The sequence below is a fragment of the Kaistella sp. PBT33-4 genome, assembly GCF_029194425.1.
In the GTDB taxonomy this organism is placed as follows: domain Bacteria; phylum Bacteroidota; class Bacteroidia; order Flavobacteriales; family Weeksellaceae; genus Marnyiella.
Genome location: NZ_JARFYL010000005.1, coordinates 172,347 through 194,858, shown reverse-complemented (window position 1 = coordinate 194,858; position 22,512 = coordinate 172,347). Strand labels below are relative to the sequence as shown.

The 22,512-nt window shown below is 43.0% G+C and carries 27 protein-coding genes; 22 read left to right on the top strand and 5 right to left on the bottom strand.

Features of this window, described 5'->3' with window-relative positions; translation table 11 throughout:
• Positions 1 to 48: 48 nt before the first annotated feature.
• Entirely contained in the window at positions 49 to 1,698 is a 1,650-nt protein-coding gene (locus P0M11_RS11930) for a hypothetical protein (protein ID WP_275625876.1), read from the bottom strand.
• Between the two features lie 376 nt (positions 1,699 to 2,074).
• Between P0M11_RS11930 and pafA the strand changes: the two genes are divergently transcribed.
• Positions 2,075 to 3,718 (top strand): alkaline phosphatase PafA, encoded by a 1,644-nt coding sequence (gene pafA, locus P0M11_RS11925; protein WP_275625875.1) that lies wholly within the window; start codon positions 2,075 to 2,077, stop codon positions 3,716 to 3,718.
• Positions 3,719 to 3,784: 66 nt separating this feature from the next.
• Here pafA and P0M11_RS11920 read toward each other — a convergent pair whose 3' ends face one another.
• The 3 genes from P0M11_RS11920 to nadE all read right to left on the bottom strand — a co-directional run bounded on the left by P0M11_RS11920 (position 3,785) and on the right by nadE (position 5,456).
• Complete coding sequence (locus tag P0M11_RS11920; protein WP_275625908.1) at positions 3,785 to 4,069, bottom strand: barstar family protein; 285 nt, start codon at positions 4,067 to 4,069, stop codon at positions 3,785 to 3,787.
• A 40-nt stretch (positions 4,070 to 4,109) separates the two neighbouring features.
• On the bottom strand, positions 4,110 to 4,595 hold the full coding sequence (locus P0M11_RS11915) for a ribonuclease domain-containing protein (RefSeq protein ID WP_275625874.1): 486 nt from the start codon (positions 4,593 to 4,595) through the stop codon (positions 4,110 to 4,112).
• A 69-nt stretch (positions 4,596 to 4,664) separates the two neighbouring features.
• A complete protein-coding gene (nadE, locus tag P0M11_RS11910) occupies positions 4,665 to 5,456 on the bottom strand; it encodes an NAD(+) synthase (RefSeq protein WP_275625873.1) in 792 nt (263 codons plus the stop codon).
• A gap of 112 nt (positions 5,457 to 5,568) precedes the next feature.
• Here nadE and P0M11_RS11905 point away from each other — a divergent pair, with 112 nt between their 5' ends.
• From P0M11_RS11905 to P0M11_RS11885, 5 genes are all read left to right on the top strand, one after another.
• On the top strand, positions 5,569 to 6,594 hold the full coding sequence (locus tag P0M11_RS11905) for a gliding motility protein GldB (protein WP_275625872.1): 1,026 nt from the start codon (positions 5,569 to 5,571) through the stop codon (positions 6,592 to 6,594).
• Positions 6,595 to 6,645: 51 nt separating this feature from the next.
• Entirely contained in the window at positions 6,646 to 6,972 is a 327-nt protein-coding gene (gene gldC / locus P0M11_RS11900; RefSeq protein ID WP_158063902.1) for a gliding motility protein GldC, read from the top strand.
• Positions 6,973 to 7,060: 88 nt separating this feature from the next.
• On the top strand, positions 7,061 to 8,218 hold the full coding sequence (locus P0M11_RS11895) for a cystathionine gamma-synthase (protein WP_275625907.1): 1,158 nt from the start codon (positions 7,061 to 7,063) through the stop codon (positions 8,216 to 8,218).
• 49 nt (positions 8,219 to 8,267) lie between these two features.
• Positions 8,268 to 8,759 (top strand): DinB family protein, encoded by a 492-nt coding sequence (locus P0M11_RS11890; protein ID WP_275625871.1) that lies wholly within the window; start codon positions 8,268 to 8,270, stop codon positions 8,757 to 8,759.
• An 88-nt stretch (positions 8,760 to 8,847) separates the two neighbouring features.
• Complete coding sequence (locus tag P0M11_RS11885; RefSeq protein ID WP_275625870.1) at positions 8,848 to 9,225, top strand: YchJ family protein; 378 nt, start codon at positions 8,848 to 8,850, stop codon at positions 9,223 to 9,225.
• A 2-nt stretch (positions 9,226 to 9,227) separates the two neighbouring features.
• Here P0M11_RS11885 and P0M11_RS11880 read toward each other — a convergent pair whose 3' ends face one another.
• Complete coding sequence (locus P0M11_RS11880; protein WP_275625869.1) at positions 9,228 to 9,476, bottom strand: VF530 family protein; 249 nt, start codon at positions 9,474 to 9,476, stop codon at positions 9,228 to 9,230.
• Between the two features lie 504 nt (positions 9,477 to 9,980).
• Here P0M11_RS11880 and tnpA point away from each other — a divergent pair.
• From tnpA to pheT, 16 genes are all read left to right on the top strand, one after another.
• The gene (gene tnpA / locus P0M11_RS11875; protein ID WP_275625868.1) at positions 9,981 to 10,415 is read left to right on the top strand and encodes an IS200/IS605 family transposase; all 435 of its coding nucleotides are present in this window, start codon (positions 9,981 to 9,983) and stop codon (positions 10,413 to 10,415) included.
• A gap of 168 nt (positions 10,416 to 10,583) precedes the next feature.
• Positions 10,584 to 11,132, top strand: coding sequence for an L-threonylcarbamoyladenylate synthase (locus P0M11_RS11870; RefSeq protein WP_275625867.1), 549 nt, complete (start codon positions 10,584 to 10,586; stop codon positions 11,130 to 11,132).
• Between the two features lie 153 nt (positions 11,133 to 11,285).
• Positions 11,286 to 12,710, top strand: coding sequence for an HD domain-containing protein (locus P0M11_RS11865; RefSeq protein WP_275625866.1), 1,425 nt, complete (start codon positions 11,286 to 11,288; stop codon positions 12,708 to 12,710).
• A 112-nt stretch (positions 12,711 to 12,822) separates the two neighbouring features.
• Positions 12,823 to 13,320, top strand: a complete 498-nt coding sequence (gene tpx, locus P0M11_RS11860) for a thiol peroxidase (protein WP_275625865.1) — start codon at positions 12,823 to 12,825, stop codon at positions 13,318 to 13,320.
• Positions 13,321 to 13,380: 60 nt separating this feature from the next.
• The gene (locus P0M11_RS11855; RefSeq protein WP_275625864.1) at positions 13,381 to 14,592 is read left to right on the top strand and encodes a DUF763 domain-containing protein; all 1,212 of its coding nucleotides are present in this window, start codon (positions 13,381 to 13,383) and stop codon (positions 14,590 to 14,592) included.
• Between the two features lie 10 nt (positions 14,593 to 14,602).
• Entirely contained in the window at positions 14,603 to 15,178 is a 576-nt protein-coding gene (locus P0M11_RS11850; RefSeq protein ID WP_275625863.1) for a Crp/Fnr family transcriptional regulator, read from the top strand.
• A gap of 70 nt (positions 15,179 to 15,248) precedes the next feature.
• Positions 15,249 to 15,776, top strand: coding sequence for a DinB family protein (locus P0M11_RS11845; protein WP_275625862.1), 528 nt, complete (start codon positions 15,249 to 15,251; stop codon positions 15,774 to 15,776).
• Between the two features lie 28 nt (positions 15,777 to 15,804).
• Positions 15,805 to 16,164 (top strand): nuclear transport factor 2 family protein, encoded by a 360-nt coding sequence (locus P0M11_RS11840; RefSeq protein ID WP_275625861.1) that lies wholly within the window; start codon positions 15,805 to 15,807, stop codon positions 16,162 to 16,164.
• Positions 16,165 to 16,182: 18 nt separating this feature from the next.
• The gene (locus tag P0M11_RS11835; protein ID WP_275625860.1) at positions 16,183 to 16,614 is read left to right on the top strand and encodes a VOC family protein; all 432 of its coding nucleotides are present in this window, start codon (positions 16,183 to 16,185) and stop codon (positions 16,612 to 16,614) included.
• A 181-nt stretch (positions 16,615 to 16,795) separates the two neighbouring features.
• Positions 16,796 to 17,209, top strand: a complete 414-nt coding sequence (locus P0M11_RS11830; RefSeq protein WP_275625859.1) for an SRPBCC domain-containing protein — start codon at positions 16,796 to 16,798, stop codon at positions 17,207 to 17,209.
• Positions 17,193 to 17,768, top strand: a complete 576-nt coding sequence (locus P0M11_RS11825; RefSeq protein WP_275625858.1) for a hypothetical protein — start codon at positions 17,193 to 17,195, stop codon at positions 17,766 to 17,768. The genes P0M11_RS11830 and P0M11_RS11825 overlap by 17 nt, the downstream gene beginning before the upstream one ends.
• A 2-nt stretch (positions 17,769 to 17,770) precedes the next feature.
• Entirely contained in the window at positions 17,771 to 18,118 is a 348-nt protein-coding gene (locus P0M11_RS11820; protein WP_275625857.1) for a DUF1801 domain-containing protein, read from the top strand.
• Positions 18,119 to 18,131: 13 nt separating this feature from the next.
• On the top strand, positions 18,132 to 18,995 hold the full coding sequence (locus tag P0M11_RS11815; protein ID WP_275625856.1) for a VOC family protein: 864 nt from the start codon (positions 18,132 to 18,134) through the stop codon (positions 18,993 to 18,995).
• A gap of 6 nt (positions 18,996 to 19,001) precedes the next feature.
• Entirely contained in the window at positions 19,002 to 19,271 is a 270-nt protein-coding gene (locus P0M11_RS11810) for a hypothetical protein (protein ID WP_275625855.1), read from the top strand.
• A 172-nt stretch (positions 19,272 to 19,443) separates the two neighbouring features.
• Entirely contained in the window at positions 19,444 to 19,887 is a 444-nt protein-coding gene (locus P0M11_RS11805; RefSeq protein ID WP_275625854.1) for an SRPBCC domain-containing protein, read from the top strand.
• A gap of 182 nt (positions 19,888 to 20,069) precedes the next feature.
• Positions 20,070 to 22,469, top strand: a complete 2,400-nt coding sequence (gene pheT, locus P0M11_RS11800; protein ID WP_275625853.1) for a phenylalanine--tRNA ligase subunit beta — start codon at positions 20,070 to 20,072, stop codon at positions 22,467 to 22,469.
• The last annotated feature ends 43 nt before the right edge of the window (positions 22,470 to 22,512 follow it).

The window sequence follows — 22,512 nt, the reverse complement described above, 5'->3', positions numbered from 1 at the left end:
TCTAAAGCCTTCCCGTATCTGGGAAGGCTTTTTTGATGAGAAAATGTTTCAACAGGGGCAGATATTGACCGTGACTTCCACCTGCGAGTTTCCCTCGTTGAAAAATAAGGTTTTCTCAAGAATTCCTTCCTGAAGGAGTTCACGAATTGTTTTGTCGAAACGGTCAGTTTGCTTCCCGGACACACCTGTGAAACCGTCTCCGTTACTTCCTGCCGGATAAATTTTTATCCTGTATTGAAGATTGTCCACCACAAGGCTTACGGGTTTGCAGTTTAGGACCGACCAGGAATGATCCAAAGTCAATCCCGGTTTCAGGTTTATTGGAATTTCAGTGCTGCCGTAACGGATGCGCGTGGTCGGAGGATTTAGTGATTCCAGATAGGAAGGCATTTCCTTACCATCTGCCAGCATTACCCGGTTTTTGTCGTTGTAGATATAAATGCAAAGGCAGCCGGATAGCTGTTCATAAGACCGCACGGCATCTTCGGAGGGCAGTAGGGTAATGGATTTTATTGATACGCGGATCTTCCGTGTTGTAAAAACATTCTTTTGTCTGATGAAAACCTCAGTCTTTAGGCATACCGGCTTTCCCTCCAGATCGGATATTCTGAAAGAGACAGGAATGAGCGGAAATTCCTGGAAGGATGCAGAAAAATATTCGTCCACTGTAGCTTTTGCTTTCTTAGCATCAGTTTCTATATAGGTCGGTTTTCCTGTGGCATGAACACGAAATGAAATCTGTCTGAGGAGGTTGGAATCCTCAGGTTCTGCGGAAAGTCGGGAACAGAATTTTTCCCAGTTCAAAGTTCCGGTAGGGGTTATTCCGAATTTATCCAGTCTGATATGGGATTCAAAAATGATAAGAAGCTGACGTCCGTATTCCACCTCCTCAATAAAGAAGCAGTCGTCGCGTGACCGTATTTTCTCCGCGAGAGAATCCACCGATGGATGACCGCTGATATTCACGTAATTCTGCCGGAAGGAGAACAGGTAAAAGTAGTTCGCCGCCGATGCAGTCGAAAAAGTGCTATTTGCATCAGTTGCGTCCATAAAAAACGACGAAGGTGCAGTCTTAAGTTTAAGGAAATCCTCAATTGTGCTTTCTGCACTTTGCAAATGTGTTTCCGGCACGTCATCCGGAAATTCAGACGAGTTGATCAGTTGGGAAATGGAAGCTGTTACCTCTTCGCGGAAGTTGTTGTCGTTTACCTGCACAATTTTGCTTTCTGTAATTTTGGGGTTGTTGCTGAGTCTTGCCCGTAAAGTGACTGTTTTATTCCCGGTAATTTCAGGTATTTCTATCCTGCCGTATTCAAGCAGTTCATTTCCCGTGAACAGTGTGCCGGGAATGAGGTTTGCGCAGTCTGCAGGATCTGAAACGGCAACAGGGTTTTCCAGCTTTGTTCCGCCCACCTCTTCCTCACTGTAAAAGATTTTCTCATTAAGGAATTTAATCTTTGATTTTAAAGAGTCGCTGGGCTGCAGAAACTGCGTTGTAAACTGCATACGGATCTTGTTTCCGTTCCGCATGGGCAGAGTCCTTATTTTGGTGCAGCTGACTTTGCTTGCAGATTTGGCTTCTTTATTAGTTGTTGAAACACGTTTGCGTTCCTGTTTTATAGTTGTCTTTCGTTTCTGCGAAAGTTCCGGGTCTGCTTTGGTGCCGGCTTCTTCCGCGATTATGTTTTTTTTCGTCATTTTCTATTTTTTTTATTTTTTGATCCAAAACATGGCAGATCTTCGCACACCAATCCTAAATTCCCACCGGTCAGGTAGTTTGAATGAGAGAAAAATATGCGTAATGAGGATAAAAGTAAATAAAACTTACAGGGTAAACGCCTGTAAATGGCGAAACTTTTACCTGAAACTACGAAATACTGTTTATATGTGATAATGGTGTTTAGGAGGTTTTTACTAGCTGATTTTCACCCATATCACCTTTTTTTGGGAGATCCGAAACTTGCTTTTGTTGTCAAGTATTTTTAGGTGGATCCTTAACAATTTGTTATCGCTTCATAACGGGTTTCCGGCGCAAAGCTCCTTATCTTTGCAGCTTAAAACAATTCAAAATTTCATGAAAAAAATTAGTGCTGTTGTTCTTGTTTTTGTCTCTGTATTCACATTAAACGCGCAGAAGCCGAAAGATGTGGGAACCGGGAAACCCAAATTGGTAGTGGGAATCGTTGTGGATCAGATGCGGTGGGATTTTCTCTACCGTTATGAATCGAAATACGGCAACGGGGGATTCAAACGTCTTATGAATGAAGGATTTAACCTTAATAATGTGATGATCAATTATGTTCCTACGGTTACAGCATTGGGACATACCTCCATCTATACAGGTTCTGTGCCCTCCATTCACGGTATTGCAGGAAACGACTGGACAGACCGTGAAACGGGGAAAAATGTCTATTGTACCACAGATAATTCTGTAAAAGGAGTTGGCGCCAGCACCGAGAGAATCGGCGCACACTCCCCACATCAACTTTGGAGTACGACGATTACTGACCAGTTAGGAATAGCAACCAACTTCAGGTCTAAAGTGGTAGGGGTATCGCTTAAAGACAGGGCCTCCATTCTGCCGGCTGGACATAATCCAACAGGCGCATTCTGGTACGATGAAGGTACGGGACATTTTGTTACGAGTTCCTATTATATGAATGATTTGCCAAAGTGGCTGAAGGACTTCAATGCCCAGAACTGGGGTGCAAAACTCGTAGCAAACGGTTGGGACACTTCGCTGCCTATAGCGCAGTACACAGAAAGTACTGCCGACGATGTTCCCTGGGAGCAATTACTGGGCAGCGCAAAGACGCCTACTTTTCCTTACAGTAATCTGGCAGCCGATTTTGCCGCCAAGAAGGGAATTATCCGCACTACACCTTTTGGGAACACACTAACCCTTAAGGTTGCGGAAGCCGCACTGGATGCTTACCGCATGGGCCGCAATCAGGAAACCGATTTCCTGGCAGTCAATATTGCATCCACCGACTATGTGGGACATTCGTTTGGTCCCAACTCCATTGAAATTCAGGATACTTACCTGAGATTGGATAAAGACCTTGAAAATTTCTTCTCTATGCTGGACAGGAAAGTCGGGAAAGATAATTATCTGGTTTTCCTTTCGGCAGATCATGGCGGGGCACATGCTATGGGCTATATGGAAGCGAACAAGATGCTTACAGGACTTTTTGACGATGGCTTACAGAAAAATCTGGAAGAAGAACTTAAAGCGAAGTACACACATGAAAAACTGATCTGGGCCATAGACAATTATCAGATTTACCTGAACCAGCAGCTTATACGTGAGCATAAACTGGATGTCGAGGACATTAAACAAAATATCATCAACCGACTGAACAGGGATCCCCGTGTACTTTATGCGGTAGATTTGGCTAAAATAGGGTCGGCGGCGATCCCGGAACCTATTAAATCAAGAATTATCAACGGTTATAACTGGCAGCGCAGCGGTGATATTCAGATTATTTCGCATGACGGTATGCTGCCTAATTATGCTAAAAAAGGTACCACCCACAGCGTTTGGAATTCCTATGATGCGCATATTCCGTTAATCTTTATGGGTATGGGAGTAAAGAAGGGACAGAGTACAAAACCCTACCACATGACAGATATTGCTCCTACGCTGGCACAAATCCTGAAAATTGAAAATCCCAGTGGTAACATTGGAGAACCTATTTCTGAGGTGATTGGCAACTAATCACGGTCTGTACATCTTAAAGACAGAACGCGCCGGCAGGCGCGTTCTTTTTTATAATTAAGAAGCTCAGTCCTCCTCATACTGCTCCAGATAATAGGAGAAACCAAAGTCTTCAACTTCATCTTCAGCATCTTCCATAGTCAGAAGCAGGTCTTCAAAAGTTTCCAGCTGATCTACGGTCATATTCACAAACTCCAGATGTACAGGCTGTTCCGCCTGGCCGGTTATGAAATCATAAAAAGCATCCAGGTTGTCGCCAAAATCTCCCGGGACCGCCATTTTTTCTTTTACCTGAGCATAAAAATCCTCAAAATCACCAATATCGCTAAAGTCAATATGGACCGTTTTCATATTTTCCATCTCCTGATTTTCTATTTTTTAATCTTAATAATCACTGTTTCTTAAATGTTTTATAATGGTCGGTAGTTAACCAGACCTCACCCTCTTTAGTATAAATGATCCTGTGGCCGTTTCTGTTACCGCAACTGTAATTGACATCTGCTTCAAAGTACTGTTTACCCTGGGGAAGTTGCTTTTCCCTGTTTCCGAACTTATCTCCTCCAATTGCTTTTCCCGGCAGTACCTTACAAAGGTTTCCTTCCGAAGGTATCCAGCCCAAAGCCCGCGCTTCGCTTTTCGTTAAATAGAAATGCGGCAGTTCCTTATTGGTTTTTACATAACTGGTTACCCTGCCGGCTTCAGTAAGTGCATCAACATTTTCCCGTGCAGGGTTCTGACCGCTTTGTATTTCAGTCTGTGAAACTGAAGCACTCTTATCGCTTTCGACCTTATCTTCATTTAAATAATATAGGATCAGGTAAGCACTCAGCAGTCCGATAATGAAGATAAGGAATAGTTTTATATGATCTTTCCGCATAAACAGTAGCCGCAGACGTAAATTTGATCTGTCTTATTTATCTTTTAAATAGTTAGATATGTGAGCATTTCAATTACGCCATTCTTCCGGAATGTCACAAACCGGTATTGGCTGAATTTTGTGTTGAGCTGCCTTGTTCATTCTGCTGAATATCCGGTAGACTTCCAGATCTCTTCCGCTGTAGTCAGCCTCAGTTTTGGTTCCCCATTCTTTCTGAATCTTTTCCAGTTCCGGATAGGAAGCACCTATCTGTTGCTCGTCTGTACGCTCAGTGTCCCACAGGCCGTCTGTAGGTATCGCGTTCTGAATCGATTCTACGAGGTTAAGCGATTTGGCAAGTTTGTAAACTTCCGTTTTATAAAGATCAGCAATTGGGGAAACATCCACACCGCCATCGCCGTACTTTGTATAGAAACCTATACCGAAATCTTCCACTTTATTTCCCGTACCGCAAACCAGAAGTCCATTGGTCTGACCATAATAATATAAGGTTAACATCCTCAAGCGTGCTCTCGTATTGGCCAGAGCAAGTTTCTCATTTGGAGAATCCGTCTCATTCGCTTTAAAGGAGCTGTACAACTCGTCAAAGGAAGAAGTTAAGTCTGTTGTCTGCGCCTCGATATTATCGAATCTGCTTTTCAGGTCATTGATATGCTCCCACGCACGGCTTACATGCTCCGCGTTCTGGTGAATGGGCATTTCAAGCAGCATTGTTTTAAGACCGGTCATCGCGCAAAGCGTTGAGACCACAGCAGAGTCCACACCTCCGGAAATACCGATGACATAACCCTTCACCCCGGCCTGATCCGCATAGGTGCGTAGCCAGGAAACAATTTTTTCGGTAACTTTTTCAGTCTGCATAATAGATGTTTTAAGACGGATGTTAAATAGGACAGTCCTTAAAATTTCATTATTTTTGTAAAAATATAAAATTAATCGTCACTGCCGTGGCAAAGCCCCGAAATTGAAAATAATGAACGTCAGAAATAGATTACATTCAATAAAACAACCGTCCAGCATCCGCGGTGCTTTAGGCGCTTTAGCTGTTGTTTTATCTTTAAGTGTTCTTCAAAACTGTAATAAGGAAAATAAAAATATTTGGGATGTAGAGGTGGAACAGCCTGCTGCAAAAGTTACTGTTACTGATATTTCAAAAGAATTTTTCTCGCCTGAAGTCAGTATGGAGCAGTTTAAAGAAAAATATCCCTGGTTTCAGGGTTCCGTAACAGATGAAGATTTTGTAAAACGCCGTAATAATCCCGAGGAGGCAAAACTGTACCGTGAGGCAGCCACCAAGGTAGACCTGAACCGTTTGGGAACAGATCTGACTTCTCTTTTCGCTCGGGTAAAATACCATTTTCCAAATTTTACCAATCCAAAGGTTTACACCTTTTCATCCAGTACGCAGATGTATGAGGAACCGGTGATTTACGATCCGCAACAGGGTTTTCTGTTCATTGACATCTCTGGATTTATGGGAAGCAAGAATCAATATTATAAAGGTATTGAAGAGTATTTCAAGGTTTCCATGAATACTGAAAATATTATTCCGAAGACTTCGGAAGCCATTGCCATCAGTATTGTCCCATTTGACAAGACATCCCAGAAATTTCTGGACCAAATGGTATATAATGGTAAGATCATGACTTTGCAGGATGCTTTCCTGCCTCATTTGCCGGATCATCTTAAGATGAATGCGACAGCCGAACAGTATGAATGGAGCAAGGCCAGCGAAGCGAGCATCTGGGATTATTTTATTGAGAATGATTATATCTTCAGCCCAGATCCCAGGCTTACTGAGCGTTTTATTAATCCGGGCCCCTTCTCCAAATTCTATACTGATGTGGACAAGCAGTCGTCGCCACGCGTGGGTGTCTTTACCGGATGGCAGATTTGCAGGGAATTTTACAGTAAGAATCCTGAAACTCCGTTAAGTGATTTTCTGTCCATGAGCGCAACCGACTTATTTAACAAATCAGAATACAAACCTAAAAATTAATGCGAGGGAATATTCTCCGTCAGTAAAGAGGATTTCCCCAATACTTATATAATGAAGAAGACTCAGATTACCCTTGATGTGGAACTGGACGAAAACCATGTTCCCGAAAAGATGACCTGGAATGCCCAGGACGGCGGAATTGAAGCCCAGGAAACCAAAGCAGCTATGATCTCCGTATGGGACGATAAGACGATGGAAGCACTGAGAATTGATCTCTGGACTAAGGAAATGCCGGTGGATCAGATGAAGATGTTCCTGCACCAGATGCTTATTTCACTCAGTAACACTTACAAAACCGCTACTGGGGAAGAAGATGTTGCTCAATGGATGGAAGACATGGCAGAAGAGTTTGCTGTGAAATCGGCGATCAGGATGTAAAAATTGTTTCCCTGTGGCTAAAAGACTCGGCCAGCTTAGAAATAGTAATAATTTGCAGATTGGAAATGCTTACCGGTAAATCCATTTGCTGAAAAACAGTGAAAATATGAATTTCAACACTAAAGTAATACACGGAGGACAGCAGCATGAACCTATTACAGGCTCTGTTAATGTTCCTGTTTTTTTAACATCGACTTTTGCACAAAGTTCTCCGGGTGTGCATTCCGGTTACGAATATTCCAGAGCCGCCAACCCGACACGGCAGGCTTTGGAAGACAGTCTGGCCAGCATTGAAAACGGTGCCCGCGGCCTGGCATTTGGCTCCGGTCTTGCCGCGATAGATTGTGTTTTAAAACTTCTGAACCCCGGCGACGAAATCATTGCAGTAGATGACCTTTATGGCGGAACGTACAGGATGTTTACACGGCTTTTCGACAAATATCAGCTTAAGTTCACCTTTGTGAATTTTGATGATGTTTCCAAAATATCTGACCTGATTACCGATAAAACGAAATTGATTTGGGTTGAAACACCAACCAACCCACTGATGAAACTTGTGGACATTAAAGCCGTAACCGAGCTGGTAAAAGGAAAGGATATCCTGGTGGCTGTGGACAATACCTTTGCTACGCCGTATCTGCAGCGTCCGATTGATCTGGGTGCTGATATTGTAATGCACTCGGCTACAAAATATCTGGGCGGACACTCCGACGTGATAGCCGGCGCACTGATTGCCAAAACGGAAGAACTTGGTGACAAACTTCATTTTATTCAGTTTGCCAGCGGTGGAATTTTAGGTCCGCACGACTCCTATCTGGTTCTGAGAGGAATCAAAACCCTGGCACTGCGCATGCAGCGCCATTCTGAAAACGGTTTGGCGGTAGCCAGATATCTGGAATCCCACCCCGCGGTAGACAGGGTGATTTATCCGGGCCTGGAATCACATCCTCAGTATGATCTTGCCAAAAAGCAGATGAAGGATTTTGGGGGAATGGTGTCTTTTACCTTTAAATCCGGTAAGAAAGAAGACGCTGTAAAATTTCTGGAGAATGTTAAAGTCTTCACTCTGGCAGAATCATTGGGGGGTGTAGAGTCATTGGCAAACCATCCGACCCTGATGACACATGCATCTATTCCAGCGGACAAACGTGCAGAGTTAGGGATTACTGATGATTTGGTAAGACTAAGTGTAGGTATTGAAGACAGTGAGGATCTTATAGCCGACCTCGAAAGAGCTTTCAAATAATAAAAACCTTCAGGGATATCAATCGCTGAAGGTTTTTTATAATACTCCTATGACTGATTTCCAAAAATACATTCAGCGTTATCTCGATTTAATTCCATCGGAAAAGTGGATTGATGAAATGAAAATTTCCGGTGTCAAGACCCTGGAATTCTTCAACAGTTTAACTCCGGAACATTCAGAATATGCTTACGCCAAAGGAAAATGGACATTGAAAGAACTGTTGCAGCACCTCATCGATGCCGAAAGGATTTTTGCCTACCGTGCCCTGCGCTTTGCCAGAAAAGATAAAACCGAACTTCCGGGTTGGGATGAGGAATTGTACGCAAAACATTATTCAAAAGAAAGAAATCTCAAAGGTCTCATAGATGAATTTGATGCGGTGAGAAGATCATCGGTACTTTTTTTCGGGAACTTAAATGCTGAACAGTTCGCTGAAACGGGTGTCGCTAATGGAAACGAAATTTCTGTGGAAACTTTAGGTAAATTAATCGTTGGGCACAATATTCACCATCTGAATATCATCAATGAAAGGTATTTATAATTTTAAAACTGGTGACATTAGGAATGTGCTTTAGCCCGTTTATAAATTGTGCCTGCAAATTGGCTTTAGCCGAAATTTATAAAAAAAAATGAACTGTCCCTGCTGTTCCGGAAAAGATTATATGGACTGCTGCAAGCCCTATCACAGCAGCGAAAAAAATGCGCCCACCGCGGAAGCGCTAATGCGGTCACGGTTTTCTGCATTTGCGATTCCGAACGGTGGATATTTAATGGAAACGACATTGCCTGCGAAACGGAAATTTCACAACGCACAAGATCTGCAGGATTGGGGAGAAATTAACCAATGGACCAAACTCGAAATCATCAGAACACCCTCTTCAGATCAGGTAGAATTCAAAGCATATTATACCGACGATGACGGCAAACCCCAACTTCATCACGAACATTCCCTCTTTAAAAAAGTGAATGACAAATGGTATTATGTTTCCGGGAAGTTCCTGGATTAATATTACCCATCTTTTCTTTCGTTTTTCTTTTTTTGTCTTAAAACAAACAGATACAGGCTTTCCACTTTCGTTCTTGCCCAGTCCGTTTTTCTTAAAAACTTTAATGAAGAATTGATGCTTGGATTATCCGTAAAACATCTGATATTGATCTGCTTTCCTAAATCTTCAAATCCGCCGTAATACTCTACCAGTTCCTCTAAAATCGCATCCAGGCGCTTTCCATGCAAAGGATCTTTCTGTTTCTGTTCCATAATTATCGTTAAAATTAAACATTCCAAATAATTTACACTGGAGTTCTTAAAATTTCAGTATATTTTTGAATTCATTTAAGAAAACCAACAGTCAGGATTCAGAATAAAAACTCCAAATGGGTTAATGAATAGGACGGGCTTTAGCCCGTATATGAAGGTGTTAATTTCAACCACAGCGTAACAATAATTTGGATGATGAATAGGAACGGGCTTTAGCCCGTTTATTTAAAAAAAACCATCAAGATTCAAAAGAGGTCCAAATTGGTTTATGAATAGAACGGGCTTTAGCCCGTATATGAAGGTGTTAATTTCAACCACAGCGTAACAATAATTTAAATGATGAATAGGAACGGGCTTTAGCCCGTTTATTTAAAAAAAAACCATCAAGATTCAAAAGAGGTCCAAATCGGTTAATGAATAGGAACGGGCTTCAGCCCATTTCAAAAAATTAATCCCACCATTGGCTTTAGCCAAAACCTATAAATTCATATTTTTGTCTCAGTTATGCCGTTTATAAAAATATATATCCATCTGGTTTTTTCTACATTAAACCGTAAACCACTGCTCAATTCTCCGGAGTTGAGAATAAAAGTATGGAAACATATAAAGGAGAACGCGGCCGGAAAAGGGATTTTTTTGGAAATGGTAAACGGATTTGCTGACCATTGTCATTGTTTAATTTCTCTAAGTTCCAATCAGACGGTAGAAAAAGTCGTGCAGTTGATCAAAGGAGAATCTTCATTTTGGATTAACAAAAATAATCTGACCTCGGAAAAATTTAATTGGCAGGATGAATACTTTGCAGTTTCTGTTTCGGAATCGATGATTGATCAGGTGAGAAATTATATTAAAAATCAGGAGAAGCATCACGCGCAGAAGTCATTCTCAGAGGAATATTCAGAAATTATGGAAAAATATAATTTTAAAAATACTGATTAATAGGTTTTGGCTAAAGCCAATTCATGCTTAAAAAATGTAAAACGGGCTAAAGCCCGTTCCTATTGATAGGCATAAATGCAAACCGGTATCTACTGATAATCTAAGCCAAAAAAAAGAATGCGGAACAGAGTCAAATATTTATAATAGGATTTAATCAATATCTACATTATGCAAAACCTTATTGACGCCCTTAATTCCGGCGGGACAATCCTTTATCCTACCGATACCATCTGGGGCCTGGGTTGCGACGCTACAAACGTGGAGGCCATTCAGAAAATATTCGAAATCAAGAACCGCGACCGTTCCAAATCCGTCATTATTCTTGTTGAATCTGAAAAACGTCTGCAGGATTTGGTAGAGGTGCCGGAGATCGCGTGGGATATCATGGATCTTTCCGAAAAGCCGGTCACTCTGATCTACGATAATCCTAAAGGCTTACCTGCAGAACTGCTGGCTGAAGACGGCAGTATAGGCATCCGTCTGGTTAAAGACGATTACCTTAAGAAATTAATTGGCAAACTGAATAAGCCATTGGTTTCAACCTCTGCAAACTTCAGCGGCGATAAATCTCCAATGAAATTCTCTGATATTTCCGAGGAAATCATCAAGGCTGTAGACGCTGTAGCAAATGAGAACCGTGATGTGGTTTCCAAATACCCAGGATCTTCGGTAATCCGGATCTGGCCAGACAGCCGTGTAAAGGTCATCAGAGAGTAGGTTTTATTCTAAATCTGCTTCAAAGTTTAGGACACATCGTTTCGGCAGATAAAAAAATCCGGTCTTAATTCCGGACTCCAACCCAACTTTATAAAATTTGTTCCCTGCAAGCTTTTGGATACCTTTGCAGAATCTCCGCATACGCTATTTGTAATGAACATCAACCTTACCCAAAATATCAATTTTAAGTTATTTAAACAGATCTCCGAAGTAGCACATCAGAAAAACCAGTCTGTGTACATTGTCGGAGGATACGTTCGTGACCTCTGGATGGGGCGCGAAGTGCCCACGGATATTGATTTCGTGACGGAAGGTAGCGGGATGGATTTGGCTAAATCCGTCGCTAAGGCTATTAATCCGAAACTTAAAGTCTCTGTCTTTAAAAACTACGGAACAGCCATGTTCCGCCATGATAATTTGGACCTGGAGTTCGTGGGTGCCAGGAAAGAAAGCTATTCCGAGGATTCCAGGAAACCTGATGTGGAATCCGGAACACTGGAAGATGACCAGAAACGCCGCGACTTTACCATCAATGCGCTGGCGATTTCGCTGAACAAAGAAAATTTCGGTGAACTTCTAGATCCTTTTGACGGTATATCAGATATCTCAAACCGCATTATCCGGACTCCCCTGGAGCCCTCTCAGACGTATTCCGATGATCCTTTAAGGATGATGCGGGCCATTCGATTTTCATCAACCTTAAACTTTGAGATTGAAAAGCAGTCACTTGAAGCGATAAAGCGCGAAGCAGCCAGAATAAAAATTGTTTCCATGGAGCGCATCATGGTGGAGTTTAACAAAATCATGCTTTCTGAAAGACCCTCTGTTGGACTTAAACTTCTTGCAGATACCGGTCTGCTGGATTATTTTATGCCGGAACTTACAGCTTTAAAGGGGATTGAGGAGGTTGATGGCCAAACCCACAAAGATAACTTCTGGCATACACTTGAAGTTGTTGATAATATTTCCAAAAATACCGATAAACTATGGCTGCGCTGGGCAGCTCTGCTGCACGATATCGGCAAGGCACCAACTAAGAAATTTGTTGAAAAAATCGGATGGACCTTTCACGGTCATGAATTTCTGGGCTCCAAGATGGTGAAATCCCTTTTCCTGAGGTTAAAACTTCCCATGGGAGCAGATATGAAATATGTACAGAAACTTGTAAAACTGTCTTCAAGGCCAATAGCCCTTATCGATGACGGAACTTCCGATTCAGCGTTGCGCCGTTTGCTGTTTGATTCGGGTGAAGATTTGGAGGATCTTTTCACCCTTTGCAAGGCTGATATTACCACCAAGAATTCACACAAACAGGAAAAATTCAAAAAGAATTTTGAATACGTCGCGGTTAAAATAAAAGAGGTGGAGGAAAAGGACCAGGTCCGCAATTTTCAGCCGCCCATTACGGGTGAGGAAATCATGACTTTATTCAACCTGAAACCCGGGCGTGAGATTGGCATACTCAAAGAGAAGGTGAAGGAAGCGATCCTGGAAGGAGAGATTGGAAATGATAAATCCGAAGCCCGCAACTTCGTGATTGCACAGGGAAAACAGCTGGGTCTTCAACCTGTGGGGTGATGATTCTGTTAGCAGGAGAAACAGTTTTAAGATTAATTTAACCTTTATTTTAGTCGGCAGCATGTTTTAAAGAGCTAAATTTGAGTTAAACAAATAATTAAAAGCTATTATTATGGCAGATATAACATTGAAAGGAAACAGTATCAAATCAGTAGGCAATTTGCCCGAAGTAGGAGCTACAATGCCTGATTTCTCATTGGTGGATGGTGAGTTGAATGAAAAGAGTCTGAAGGATTATGCCGGAAAAAGAAAGATATACAACATTTTCCCAAGCATCGACACCGGAATCTGTGCTGCTTCTGCCAGAAAATTTAACGAAGAAGCCGCAGGCCTGGAGAATACTATAGTCATCAATGTGTCCAAAGACCTTCCGTTTGCTTTAAGCCGTTTTTGCGCTGCTGAAGGCTTGGATCATGTTGAATCCCTGTCGGATTTCCGTTCTTCCTTTGGTGATGATTTGGGTGTAACCCTTGCAGATTCACCGATGAAAGGGTTGCTGAGCCGAGCAGTAATCGTTACCGATGAAAACGATAAAGTAATCTATACAGAGCAGGTGCCGGAGATTGTACATGAACCTGATTATGAAAAAGCGCTGAACGCTCTAAAATAAATACACTAAAACAGTACAGGTAAACGCAAAGCATTTTGCGTTTTTTTTTATCATTACAGTATGAAACGCTCGGGCTCAGCAGATCTACCTCTTCACTACGGCCAGGTTCCCGCATGGCTTTATGAGCGTATGTCCAAACTGGGACTTGCAGTGGTTGAGGTGATCTTAAGTGATTACGGAAAAGATGAGGTGATCCGGCGTCTTAGCGATCCGTTTTGGTTTCAGTCTTTTGGTGCTGTAATGGGTATGGACTGGCATTCTTCCGGTATAACCACCTCCGTAATGGGTGCGCTGAAAAGAGCTATAAACCCTAATTCAAAAACATTCGGTATTTATATTGCGGGCGGAAAGGGTAAATTCTCTCTGGAAACTCCCGCCGAACTGATGAGGATTTCTGAAAGTACCGGTCTAAACGGTAACCAACTTGTAAGGGCCAGCAAACTTTCTGCAAAAGTGGACAGCACTGCCATTCAGGATGGCTATCAACTGTACACCCACAATTTCATCCTGAATGATGGTGGTCGGTGGGCCGTGATACAGCAGGGCATGAATACGCAGGACAAAACTGCGCGCCGTTATCATTGGCATTCTCAAAATCTGAAGTCTTTTGTTGAGGAACCGCATACCGGGATTGAAGGGATTAACCGGGGCAGGATTCTGAATCTTACCTCAGATCGTGCGGCAGACAACAGGGCCGGCATAATGGAGATCTCCAGGACCCCTAATGACAGTATGCTGCATGATTTTTCCCGGCTTATCCTGCCCGCTCATCACGACGTCCGTGTTTCTGATGTCAATATGAAAAGGCTGGGCGCGCTTCTGCACATGACACGTGAAGTCCCACCGGAAAACTTCGAAGAACTCTTACTGCTGAAAGGCGTGGGGCCGCGCACCCTGCAGAGTCTGGCCCTGGTAAGTGAAGTCATACATGGTGCACCTTCGCGCTTCAAAGATCCCGCCAGATTCTCGTTTGCTCATGGCGGAAAGGACGGACATCCTTTTCCTGTTCCGTTGGATATTTATGATGAAACGGTTGCTATCCTTCAGAAAGGAATTGAAAAATCAAAACTGGGTACTACCGACAAATTAAAATCCGTAGAAAAACTGCACCACATCATTTCCCGGGCAGAAAAGGATTTTACACCCTCTTTTGATCTAAATGAAGTAATTGAGGACGAGCGCAGTAACTCCTGGAAGTATGGCGGAAAGACTGTTTTTGGAGATGCAAAAAAGTCTGTGGATCGGGGCGGTATTCAGCTTTCATTGTTTTAATTTTATATCTGTGAAAAACTCATTGCAGCATATTTACTCCCATTTCCTTCTTAGCGAAGAAAATTTGCGCGAAATTATGGATGCTCACGAGGAGGTAAGCATCGCTAAAGGCGAGACATTGCTGATTGAAGGGCAGATTGCTGAGGCTTATTATATTGTTGAGAAGGGCTTGGTGCGGGCCTTTGTAAATGGTCTGGAAGGTTCAGAGATTACCACCGAGTTTTTTGTTGAAAATGAAATTGTAATTATCCCGTCCTCTCTTTTTCAGAAAATTCCCTCAGTTGAAAATGTGCAGGCTGTCACCGACTGCACTTTGTTCAGAATGGATTATGAAAAATTTCAGGAACTTTTCCACCGCCTGGAAGGCTTAAGGGAATGGGGGAGAGCCTGGTTCTCTTATCAGGTTTTTACCATGAAACAGCGTTCATTGGACATGGTTACAGAAACAGCTTCCGCCAGATACCTAAAACTGATGAAAGAAAAACCCCAAATTATCAAACAGGCACCGCTAAAGCATATCGCCACGTTTCTTGGGATTACAGATACTTCCCTTAGCAGGATCCGAAAGGAGATTTCCACAAAATAATTTTCTTGTCCTATGACAAGCGCAGTTTTCTGTTGCCATTCTTAACTTTGATTGATGTTAAAGTAAAGAAATGACGGACACACCCAATTCTACCAAACTTGAAATTATAGTTCCTGCTTTCAGGATGCATTCGCAGAGTTTTACAAATGCACTCGACGGCATTTCTGAAGAAATTGCCCTGCAGCGTATTGACCAACGGACTAACCATGTAGTTTGGATGGCCGGTAACCTTGTGAACTGCCGCTATTGGCTGGCGGAACTTTTGGGACTGGAAGATAAAGATCCTAACGGCGAACTGTTCCGTGAGGGTCGTGCACTGGACCAAAGCCTCAACTATCCCTCACTGGAAGTACTGAAGAAAAACCACGCGCTGATTTCGCCGAAAGTGTATCATAAACTTCTGCAGGTAACAGATGAACATCTGGATGCTCCCTGTCATTTTGGAATGGGAATCCCTTTTGTGAAGGAAAACGTCCTTAATATGATTGGCATGTGCATAGGGCGTGAAGATTATCTGCTAGGTCAGATAGGGCTTATGCGAAAACTGCTGGGCTTAAATGGGATGAGCTACGACCTGGATGAAAGTCTGAATTACTGAATATTTCAACTTACTAATAGATCAAATCATGGACAACAAACAAATTGCCGGACAATTTTTCAATAATCTGTTTGTGGACAACGATAAAGCCTATGAGGTTTTAGCGGATGATGTGCGGGTGAACTGGCCGGGCTTCGGCATGGACACACTAGTAGGTAGGGAACGCCTGCGTGAATTTATGGACCGTGGCGGACCGGATAAAGTCCTTGGAATGGAGATAAGAACCTTAGTTGCCGAAGATGATACTGTAGTGGCGGCAGGAAATATCCGTACTGAAAGGGCCGGAAAAGTGGAACAGTCTCACTTTGCTGATATATATACCGTCCGGGACGGAAAAATAACCTCCCTGGAAAGTTATATGGTTTTTGACAAGAGTGATGACAACTAATACATTAAATTGTAAATCATGGCAAAACTGAATCCTTATCTGAATTTTGACGGTACTGCACTGGAAGCATTTACCCATTACCAGAGCGTTTTTGGAGGTGAATTCGTTGGTGGAATTATGCGGATGGGCGATGCGCCGGGCACTGAGAATCTTCCTGAAGATGAAAAAAACCGCATCTTGCATATCGCATTGCCAATAGGCGGTGAATTGCTGATGGCTTCGGACGTAAGTCCCAGCATGGGACAGAGGGTTTCGGCAGGCAACAGCAACTATATTTCTGTTTTCACCGAATCGCGTGTAGAGGCAGACCGTCTTTTTAATGCACTTTCCGAGGGTGGCGAAGTGGAAATGCCCATGGAAGATCAGTTTTGGGGCGATTACTTCGGAAGCTTCCGGGACCGCTTTGGTATATACTGGATGATTAATCACAATGACGGTTATAATGTGTAAAGAATGGTAGCGGATCTCCAAACGTTTCCGGTTTGAATATGGCCATTATTCTAAGTTAGCCGGAATACAGGCAACTTGGGTTGTTTGCAACTGCTGCAGCCCTGCAGAACCTGTTAAGATAAATGAAAAAGTTGGTGAGCTTGGAACCTATGGCAATTTTTCATACTTTTAAAAGAAAAATATGGAGCCTATTAAGATCGATATTACCATTCTGGAACCTGTTCAAAAAGTTTGGGATTATATGAATGACCCAAAACACATCACCAAGTGGAGCTATGCGCATGATACGTGGCACTGCACCAAAGCCGAGAACTCTCTTGTTGTTGCAGGCAAACTTAAGATACGTATGGAGGCGAAGGATGGCACTTTTGGTTTTGACTACGAAGGTATTTATGATGATATAGTATTGTTTGAAGCCATTAAATATCATCTTACAGACGGGCGCAAAGTGGAAGTTTACTTTAATAAGATTGATGAAAAAACCACTGAAGTAATACAGATTTTTGAACCGGAAGAACAGAACTCACGGGAAATGCAGCGTGATGGTTGGTACGCAATCCTCAACAACTTCCATAAATATGTGGAAAACCATTAAAACTCTTTCAGTAGCGGCTCTGTTTCTGTTTGCGACAGCATGTGATCAGAAAAGCGTTAAAAATTCACAGGGTACCACACAAACTCCAACTGCGGATGAGCCCCTGCCTGTCGATTCCGGTTCTGCTGGTGTTATAACATATGTGAAGTTTACCGGTGCGTGGTTTACCGTGGAAATCCCGGCCAATTTTTCAGTTACACCTTCACTGCGGTCCGCGACCCGCAGCGAAGGTTATGACAGTGCGGTTTTTACTTCACCGGACGGTAAAGTTCAGTTCTATATCTTCTCGCCACAGTGGAGCGGAATCGCTACCGATATAAGTTTGCAGCCCGGCGAGACACAAACTGAATCTGTAAAAACCACCGAAAACGGACTGGTTGTAGAAAGGTGGACAATTAAGGCGGATAACGCAGCCTACTTCCGTTCTTATGAATCTACTTCTGAAACCGGCGGGATTAATAAGATATTTGGAATCCGGTATACTTCGCAGGAAGAACTTGAGCGCTATCGTCCTGTATATTTACATTTTAAAAATTCACTTCAGCAATACGCAGATTAACAGTGGATAAGGTAGAACAATATTTCAGCAGTTTTCCGGCTGACACACAGGATATACTGAGAAAAATCCGCAGGGTGATACTGGAGAATGCAAACGGAGCCGAAGAGCGCTTTTCTTACGGTTTGGCCGGCTATTATGTATGCGGCAAGCCTCTTGTGTATTTTGGCGCATTTGCAAAACACATCGGTTTTTATGCCACACCGAATGCCCATGAAAAGTTCACTACCGAACTGTCTGCTTATAAACAGGGCAAAGGATCAGTGCAGTTTCCACTGAGCGCAGAAATTCCTTATACACTCATAAAGCGGATAGTTAAATTCCGTTTGGCGCAGATCAAGCAAAACGATTAATCTTAATTCAAATATGAAAAACAATATTTTCCCCTGCCTTTGGTTTAACGGAAATGGCCGCGAAGCTGCAGATTTCTACTGTAATACGTTTTCGGGTGTAATAAGTGCTGATGCCGGGATGGTCATTAACATCGACCTCTTCGATCAAAAATTCATGATACTTGATGCGGGACCGCAGTTTGAAAAGAATGCGTCGATTTCCTTTATGATTCTTTGCGAAAGTGAAGATGAGGTAAGCAGTTTCTGGCAGGCGCTTTCAGGGGGTGGTACAGTCCTTATGGAGCTTGGTGAATATCCATGGAGCAAAATGTATGGTTGGGTCCGTGACCGCTATGGTGTGACGTGGCAACTGTACCTGGGAGAGAAGCAGGGTAACCAAAAGATTATTCCAACATTAATGTTTCTTCATGAAAATAACGGCAGGGCTATGGAGGCAATGCAGTTGTACACCAGTATATTCCCGGGGTCCCGCCTGGGCAGAATATTGAAATATGGAGATGGTGTAGGTAATGAATCCCATGAAATTCCGCAAAATATTCAGCATGCCCATTTCGAACTGGACGGGTACTCGTTTTTCTGTATGGACAGCTCCTATGATCACAAGTTTGACTTTAGTGAAGGCATCTCAATTATTGTAATGACAGCTGACCAGAATGAAACCGACATCCTGTGGAACAGTCTCACTGCGGATGGCGGTAAGGAATCAATGTGCGGCTGGCTAAAAGATAAATTTGGTGTGAGCTGGCAAATAGTACCCCGGAGGCTGTTGGAACTTATGAATGGTGCCGACCGTGGCAAAGGGGCAAAAGTTGCCCATGCCATGATGCAGATGCAAAAAATTGAAATCGCTGAAATTGAAAAGGCTTACAGTTCTTAGCAGAAGATGATGAAGGAACTTAAATTCAGTATCATTATTGAAGCTTCGCCTCAAAAAGTATGGGATGCTCTTTGGAATCAGGATTCTTACAGTCAGTGGACGTCCGCATTCCAGCAGGGCTCCAGGTACGAAGGTTCCCTGGATGAAGGCAGCATCGTACGGATGTTCGATGCCGGGAATAACGGAATGTATAATCTGGTATTGGTGAACAAACCATTCCGCGAAATGAAATTAAGGCATTTGGGTTGGCTGCATAATGGAGCAGAAGACCCGTAGGACTGGACTGATTCTACTGAAACATATCTTCTCCAAACCGTAAACAGCACAACAGAACTTACCGTTCTGGTAAATGCGCTGGAAGAGTTTGTGGACTTCTTTATCAGCAGGATGCCGGAAGCGCTGAAGCAGATTAAAATTCTGGCTGAAAAATAAACCAAAACAAAATATTATGGTCACACTATCACATGCAATTGAAATTAAAGCACCGGCAGCTAAAATCTGGGAAGTTCTTTGGAATCCCGGAACCTATACAGAATGGACCCGTTTCTTCAGTGAAGGATCGCAATACCGCTCAGACTGGAAAGTTGATGGCCGCACGTATTTCCTGGATGCTTCCGGCGGGAATGGTATGGTTTCTACCATTGAAAGTCTTCGCGAGCCTTATGAGGTGGTTTTTAAACATCTTGGTCTTATTACCGAAGGGGTGGAGGATATTCATTCCCGTGAGGTGATGGAATGGAGCGGTGCACAGGAAAAATATTTCCTAACTGAATTGGAGGGCTTTACAAAGCTGGTAGGTGAAGTTCAAACCGCGGAAATGTATGAGCAGCATATGAGAACAGGTTTCGAAAAAGGATTTGAAGTAGTTAAAGAACTGGCTGAAAGGTTATAATTTCAATTCAGGTGCCTGAAATAGTGTGCCGGAAACTTTTTCGAAAGATCTTCTGCTTCCAATTGTGGGGTGTAACTAAAATTTAGTCTGAAAAAAATCCCGATATTTGCAATCATTATGCAGGACCCACATAAACCGCAGACGGGGCTGTACGCGACAATACGTTAATCAAAGAGTAATAGATGAAGATTTCGAACAATTGGCTGAATGATTATATAAAAACAGAACTGAAACCCGAAAAAATTGCTGATTATCTTACAGATATCGGTCTGGAGGTAGAAGGCATTGAAACATTTGAAAATATAGTGGGCGGGCTGGAAGGTATCGTGGTTGGTAAAGTGCTGACCTGCGAAAAACATCCCAACGCCGACAAACTGAGTATAACAACCGTAGATACCGGTGGTGAGGCCGTACAGATTATATGTGGTGCGCCTAATGTGGCTGCCGGTCAAACTGTGGCGGTAGCCGTTCCAGGAACAGTTATTCATACCCGCGACGGAGGTTCCTTTGAAATTAAGGAGGCTAAGATACGTGGCGAAAAATCACAGGGAATGATTTGCGCCGAAGATGAAATCGGATTGGGGGACAGCCATGATGGGATCATGGTTCTGGACAGTTCCAAATTTGAGGTGGGTACGCCGCTGGCCGATTATTACCATATTGAAAAAGACCATATTTATGAGATTGGACTTACTCCCAACCGGACAGATGCCATGTCGCATTATGGGGTAGCGCGCGATCTTAATGCCTTCCTTGTTACCAACAGCTTAAAGTCCGAATTTGAAAAAGCAACTCTTCAACCCATATTGTTCACGGGAAGTAATGATTTTAAGATTGAAATTGAAGACTCTGCACTTTGTCCGCGCTATATCGGTGCTGTAATCGAGGGTGTAACCGTTGCTGAATCACCGGAGTGGCTTAAAAACAGACTGAAGAGCATTGGTTTGGCATCTACCAATAATGTGGTAGATATCACTAATTATATTCTTCACAGTTTCGGACAGCCATTGCATGCATTCGATGCCGACCGGATTGCAGGTAAAAAAGTGGTGGTGGGTCACAGTCATCCAGGCACTGACTTTACGACGCTGGACGGTATTTCGCGCAAGCTGAACGGTTCCGAAATAATGATTAAGGACGCTAATGGTGATCCGCTGTGCATCGCCGGTGTGCTGGGAGGCCTGGATTCGGGTGTTTCCGCGTCAACCAAGACTCTGTTTTTGGAAAGTGCCTATTTTAATCCTGTGGCGGTGAGAAAAGCAGCAAAGGCACACAGCATTAATACTGATGCATCCTTCCGTTTTGAGAGAGGTGCAGATCCTGCAATGACATTAACAGCCCTTACATATGCCGTGAAGATGCTTGAAGAACTTGCCGGCGGCAGACTTACCGGCAGTATCCTTGAACATTATCCTGAAACAGTTGAAGACCATTATATTATCTTAAGGTTTTCCCGTATCGAACAGCTGCTCGGAACGAAGATCCACCGCGAGAAGGTGAAAGAAATTTTAAAAGCATTGGAAATCACCGTCCTGAACGATATCCAGAATGGTCTTGAGATCTCCGTTCCTGCTTACCGTGCGGATGTAACCAGGGAGGTGGATGTGATAGAGGAAATTCTAAGGATTTACGGCTATAATAAAATAGAAACGCCTAAGAAAAACTCATTTTCTTCAGTTAAATTAGGTGTTCAGGACCGTGCACAATTGGAAAACGCCTGGGCGGCAAGCTTGCAGGGTAATGGTTTTAATGAGGTGATGAATAATTCACTGACCAGTGTAAAGGACACGGAAAACGTGGTAAAACTGCTTAATCCGCTGAGTAATGATTTGGCTTATATGCGCAAATCACTTCTCGAAGGGATGCTGGATAATGCGGCTTACAATATAAACCGTAAATCTGCTGACCTGAAATTTTTTGAACTTGGAAATATCTATCATAAAAAAGAGAAATACGAAGAAAGAAAACAGCTGGCCCTCCTGGTTACAGGCCGCGAAAAAGCGGAGAACTGGCTGGTGCAGAAATCTGCTACCGACTTCTATTATCTTAAAGGCTATGTAAATCTTTTGCTGAGTCATTTGGGCATTGTTCTGGAAGAAAAGCCGCTCAGCGATGATCGCTTCTCCGAAGCACTGGAGATTGTTTCCGCCGGCAGGACTGTTGCGCGTTTAGGGAAAGTAAGTCCCTGGCTGCTGAAGGACGCCGATGTGGAACAGGAATGTTACTATGCAGAAATTGAACTTGATACTGCGCAGGAGCTCCGTCACACAGGGACCTTTAAATTCGCTGACCTGCCAAGATTCAATAAGATCCGGAGGGACCTGGCACTGCTGGTTGATAAATCGGTATCTTATGGTGACCTGCATACACTTGCACTTAGAAATAAGTCAGCACTTTTGCGGAATGTCAGCCTTTTTGATGTGTATGAAGGAAAAAATCTTCCTGACGGTAAAAAATCATACGCGATGAGTTTTGAATTACTTAGTGAGGAAAAAACGCTGGAGGAAAAAGAAATTACAGCGGTAATGAATTCGCTGATTAAGAGTTTTCAGAAAGAATTTAACGCGGAGTTACGGGGATAGCCGGTAAGTGACCACAAGAAGCTGTCTGCGAACTTTCTAAGTT

Bases quoted from the DNA above. Each gene is read 5' to 3' on its own strand.
- P0M11_RS11890 (WP_275625871.1), top strand. From the start codon at position 8,268: ATGACTGATTTCCAAAAATACATTCAGCGTTATCTCGATTTAATTCCA.
- P0M11_RS11930 (WP_275625876.1), bottom strand. From the start codon at position 1,698: ATGACGAAAAAAAACATAATCGCGGAAGAAGCCGGCACCAAAGCAGAC.
- P0M11_RS11805 (WP_275625854.1), top strand. From the start codon at position 19,444: ATGGTCACACTATCACATGCAATTGAAATTAAAGCACCGGCAGCTAAA.
- P0M11_RS11905 (WP_275625872.1), top strand. From the start codon at position 5,569: ATGAACGTCAGAAATAGATTACATTCAATAAAACAACCGTCCAGCATC.
- P0M11_RS11865 (WP_275625866.1), top strand. From the start codon at position 11,286: ATGAACATCAACCTTACCCAAAATATCAATTTTAAGTTATTTAAACAG.
- P0M11_RS11915 (WP_275625874.1), bottom strand. From the start codon at position 4,595: ATGCGGAAAGATCATATAAAACTATTCCTTATCTTCATTATCGGACTG.
- pafA (WP_275625875.1), top strand. From the start codon at position 2,075: ATGAAAAAAATTAGTGCTGTTGTTCTTGTTTTTGTCTCTGTATTCACA.
- tnpA (WP_275625868.1), top strand. From the start codon at position 9,981: ATGCCGTTTATAAAAATATATATCCATCTGGTTTTTTCTACATTAAAC.
- P0M11_RS11885 (WP_275625870.1), top strand. From the start codon at position 8,848: ATGAACTGTCCCTGCTGTTCCGGAAAAGATTATATGGACTGCTGCAAG.
- P0M11_RS11880 (WP_275625869.1), bottom strand. From the start codon at position 9,476: ATGGAACAGAAACAGAAAGATCCTTTGCATGGAAAGCGCCTGGATGCG.
- P0M11_RS11855 (WP_275625864.1), top strand. From the start codon at position 13,381: ATGAAACGCTCGGGCTCAGCAGATCTACCTCTTCACTACGGCCAGGTT.
- gldC (WP_158063902.1), top strand. From the start codon at position 6,646: ATGAAGAAGACTCAGATTACCCTTGATGTGGAACTGGACGAAAACCAT.
- P0M11_RS11840 (WP_275625861.1), top strand. From the start codon at position 15,805: ATGGACAACAAACAAATTGCCGGACAATTTTTCAATAATCTGTTTGTG.
- P0M11_RS11825 (WP_275625858.1), top strand. From the start codon at position 17,193: ATGTGGAAAACCATTAAAACTCTTTCAGTAGCGGCTCTGTTTCTGTTT.
- pheT (WP_275625853.1), top strand. From the start codon at position 20,070: ATGAAGATTTCGAACAATTGGCTGAATGATTATATAAAAACAGAACTG.
- P0M11_RS11830 (WP_275625859.1), top strand. From the start codon at position 16,796: ATGGAGCCTATTAAGATCGATATTACCATTCTGGAACCTGTTCAAAAA.
- P0M11_RS11870 (WP_275625867.1), top strand. From the start codon at position 10,584: ATGCAAAACCTTATTGACGCCCTTAATTCCGGCGGGACAATCCTTTAT.
- nadE (WP_275625873.1), bottom strand. From the start codon at position 5,456: ATGCAGACTGAAAAAGTTACCGAAAAAATTGTTTCCTGGCTACGCACC.
- P0M11_RS11810 (WP_275625855.1), top strand. From the start codon at position 19,002: ATGATGAAGGAACTTAAATTCAGTATCATTATTGAAGCTTCGCCTCAA.
- P0M11_RS11835 (WP_275625860.1), top strand. From the start codon at position 16,183: ATGGCAAAACTGAATCCTTATCTGAATTTTGACGGTACTGCACTGGAA.
- P0M11_RS11845 (WP_275625862.1), top strand. From the start codon at position 15,249: ATGACGGACACACCCAATTCTACCAAACTTGAAATTATAGTTCCTGCT.
- tpx (WP_275625865.1), top strand. From the start codon at position 12,823: ATGGCAGATATAACATTGAAAGGAAACAGTATCAAATCAGTAGGCAAT.
- P0M11_RS11815 (WP_275625856.1), top strand. From the start codon at position 18,132: ATGAAAAACAATATTTTCCCCTGCCTTTGGTTTAACGGAAATGGCCGC.
- P0M11_RS11920 (WP_275625908.1), bottom strand. From the start codon at position 4,069: ATGAAAACGGTCCATATTGACTTTAGCGATATTGGTGATTTTGAGGAT.